The organism is Streptomyces indicus, from assembly GCF_900100315.1.
In the GTDB taxonomy this organism is placed as follows: Bacteria; Actinomycetota; Actinomycetes; order Streptomycetales; family Streptomycetaceae; genus Streptomyces; species Streptomyces indicus.
On record NZ_FNFF01000042.1, the window covers coordinates 1 to 3596 of the forward strand.

Below are 3596 nucleotides of genomic sequence, written 5' to 3' on the forward strand. Positions count from 1 at the left end.
CCGCCTCGGCCGCCGCCGGGACCGCCTCCTCGGCCTCGGCGTCCGGGACCAGGAGGCCAATCTCGGCGTAGGCAGGAGTCGACAGGAGGACACCCGTACCGCCCCAACCGGGCGCGTCCCCTTCCCGCCCGCGCGCCACTACGCACCCGTTGTCGAGCCGCTCGACACCGGTCAAGGTCACCGGGGCGCCCCACCCTTCGGGGGACAGGGGACCGCCGTCCCCGAACCCGCCACGGACCGGCACGCACCGCCCCGGGGTCCGGACGACGTCCCCCGACTCGACCGCGTCCCACGTCGTGAATCGCCACCCCCGGGGCGCCACGGTGCGGGCCCGCATCCTGCGCGCGACGTCCGCCTCGGCCGCGGCCCGCACGTCGACCAGCGCGACGAGTCGCGCCGCCGCCTCGGCGCGGCTGGTGTGGTCGGTCGGGCGCCGCTCGTCGAGACCGAGGGCCCACCATGTGCGGCGCGTCTGGTAGACGTGCCCGACCGGTGCGCCGTCGACCGACACCGGGTAGCGACCCTCGGCGTCCCGGCGGCCGAACCGGTACCGGGGTGCCTCCTCGGCCTCCTCGACCGCCGCCTCGGCCGCCGCCGGCACCGGAGCGGCCTCGGCCCGCGCAGCCTCGGCCGCGCGCTGGTTCCGTGCCCACTCCTCGCGGTCCCGCGCGTACTCCGCCACCGTGGCACTCAGCGCACGGACCCTGTCGGCCATCGGGGCGATACGGTCGGCCGCCTCGGTCCCACGCTCCCGCGCGGCACGGTCGTGCAGCTCCTCGGCCGTCTCCAGCGCGGTACGCGCCTGACGGTACCGGCCGCCCGGAACGCGGGTGTCCGCGTGCCGCGCGTCGTCCATCAGGGCCCGCATGATGACTAGTTCACCGGCCATGCGCTCACACAGCACCCGCGCGGCGTGTTCGCGGTTCTTCGCCTCGGCGATTGCCTCGGCCCGCCACTGGTCCGCGGACGTGTCGACGATACGCACGGACGTACCCGCGTACCGGCTCACGGTGCAGTAACCGACGCTCCACCCCTTGACGGTCCCTCGGTCGGTAAGCGTCGGGTACGCGATGAACGGTGCGCCGTTGACCGCCGCAAGAGCCTGCCGCGCGATCCACACGAGACGGAGCGCGTTCGTCTCTCCGATGCGGCGGTCAACACCCTGCGCCCCGATCCACGCGTTCGGACGGCGCGCAGCCTCGTAGCGCTCCTCGGCGTCCGCGAGGGACCACTCCGCGCGCTGCAACTCGGCCGCCGCCGCCTCCTCGGCCTCGGCCCATGCGAAAGCCTCGGCGACCATGCGCGCGTCCGCCTCGCACCCGTCGGCCAGCACCCGCGCACGCTCGGCGCAGTCCCGCGCACGAACGGGGTCCGTGATCTCTGCGCCGTCCCACCAGTCACGCCGCGCGGAAAGCTCAAGGTTGTACGCGGTCCGGGACCGGCGGTCGATTCGAGCGAACGCGGCCCGCACCCGGGCGCCCTCGGTCTCGTCGAGCCGCTCAACGGGCATCGGCTCGTAGAAGTTGGTCCGGTGCCGGACGGCGGTCACCGTGAGCTCGTACGCCTCGGCCGCGCGGGACGCGTGCCGCTCGGCCTCCTCGGCCCACTGGCGCGCGGTCCGACCGTCGCACGTCGCCACCGGGGCCGCAGGCTCGACCGCGGCCTCGGCCGCGCGGACCGCCGCGCGCCGCTCCTCGGCCTCGGCCGGACCCTCCTCGGCCCGCTCGATAGCCTCCTCGGCCTCGGCCCACTCACCGCACAGCATGAGTTGACCGGCCGCCCGGAGCTCCTCCTCGTCCGACATGATCAGTTCGCCGATCCGGACCGCCTCGGGGTCGACCGTGCGCGCCGCACCCGACCCGTACCGGGCGAGCATCGCGCACATGATCTCTCGGCACGCGCACAGCCATTCGCCGCACTTCATGCACTCGTCGTCGGCCGTCTCGCGCGCAGCCTCGGCCGCTTCCTTCGCAGCCTCGGCCGCCTCCTCGGCGGTCCCGAGCGTCTCCCGCGCCGTCTCCCGCGCATCCTTCGCACGGTCGTAAGCGCGGTCCGCCTCGGTCTCGTACAGGGCACCGGTAGCGGCCTCGGCGTACTTCCGGCACTCATTGGCCGCACGCTGGGCCCGCTGAAAAGCGCGCTTGCACTCGGCGACCGCCTCGGCCGCTCCCTTGGCGTCCGCCTCGGCCTGGTCCGCCTCGGCGTCCGCCTCGGCCCAGGTACGCGCGGCCTCGGCCGCCTGCTGCGCCGTCTCGGCCGAGTGCTGGAACCCGCCCGCGGCGTCCGCGTGCTTGCGCGCCTCGGCGAGTGCCTCCTCGGCCTTCTGTCCGGCCTTGACCGCGTCGAGTGCCGCGCGGGCCGCGGTGACCCCGGCCTCGGCCTCGGCGAGCGTCTCGGCCGACACGTCACCCGCCGGGACCTTGACCTCCTCGGCCGCGGTCTCGACCGCCGCGCCCGGAAGCGACTCCATGCCGGACCGGTACCAAGCGACCGTTTCGCGGTAACCGCGGCCCGCCGTCGCCCACTTGCCCGCACGCCAGGTGTAGCGGCCCGTACGGGAGTCGGACGGCGTCGCCACAACCAGCGTCCACGCGTCGGCCGTTGCGTCGCGCTCGACCATGACGCCCCACCCGCAACCGGTAGCAGCAGCGGCGAGCGCACCCAGGGTGCGGGGGGCGCCGGCCGACAGGGCGTCAGCAACGGGCATCGGGGCGGAAGTCGAGGTCATGCGCGGTCCCTTCGGATCGGACCGCCGGGGCGTCCCCCCGGCGGTTGGTGCGGTCCCCACACTAGCCAACTTGTAAGCGAACTACAAGTTCAACTGTGAGTTGATTCCCAACTAGCGCACCCGCGGCGACCGAACCCGCCACGGGTGCGCCGGACCCCGGGGGAGGGGGCACCCGTGGCGCGCGGGAGATCATCCGAAACGGGCCCAGGAAGGGGCCTAGGCGCCGCGCTACCGGCCTATCTCCGCCCCGGCGGCCACGGGTGCGCATACGGGGTCGAGGCGCTCACGCGGGCGCACAGCGGTTTTCGCAGGTCACGGCCGTTTGTGGAAAAAGGGTGCACGGGTTGGCGGTTTCAGTGCTGACCAGGGGAAACAGGGTCGAGCGGGCCCGATACCGCCACGGGTGCACCGTGATCGGTAAGTGGTGAAACAAAGGTGGTGACCCTTACTCGAACAGGCTATTGGGAATGGTTCCCAATAAGGGGGGGCGCGGGACGGCCGTTCTCCCTGGTCAGTCCCGAACCCGCCAACCCGTGCACCCCCCTACCTCTGTTCGATTTTCGGCATGTGGAAAAAGGGTGCACGAAATGGCGGTCTCTGCGATCACTTACGATCGGGTGTCGAGGCCGGCACTCCCCGAAAAGTAGGGTTGACCTGCGGAAACGCGGCTATCCACAGGGGTGCACCGTTTGGCGGGTTCCACCTAGTTCGATCACTCAAGCCGCAGGCGCAGAAGTGATCCGCGAAGCGGATCACCGCGGCCCGCGAAGCGGGCCGCATAGCAGACAGCGTGAAACGCTGTCAAGTGATCCGCGAAGCGGATCATGAGGCATAGGCGGCGAAGCCGCCTATGTACCCGCGCGCGGGG

1 pseudogene is annotated in these 3596 nt (G+C 72.7%); it reads right to left on the minus strand.

Annotation, left to right across the window (positions count from 1 at the left end):
* Nucleotides 1-2728: pseudogene (locus BLT97_RS37155) on the minus strand (hypothetical protein); the annotation flags it as partial.
* Nucleotides 2729-3596: the final 868 nt, after the last annotated feature.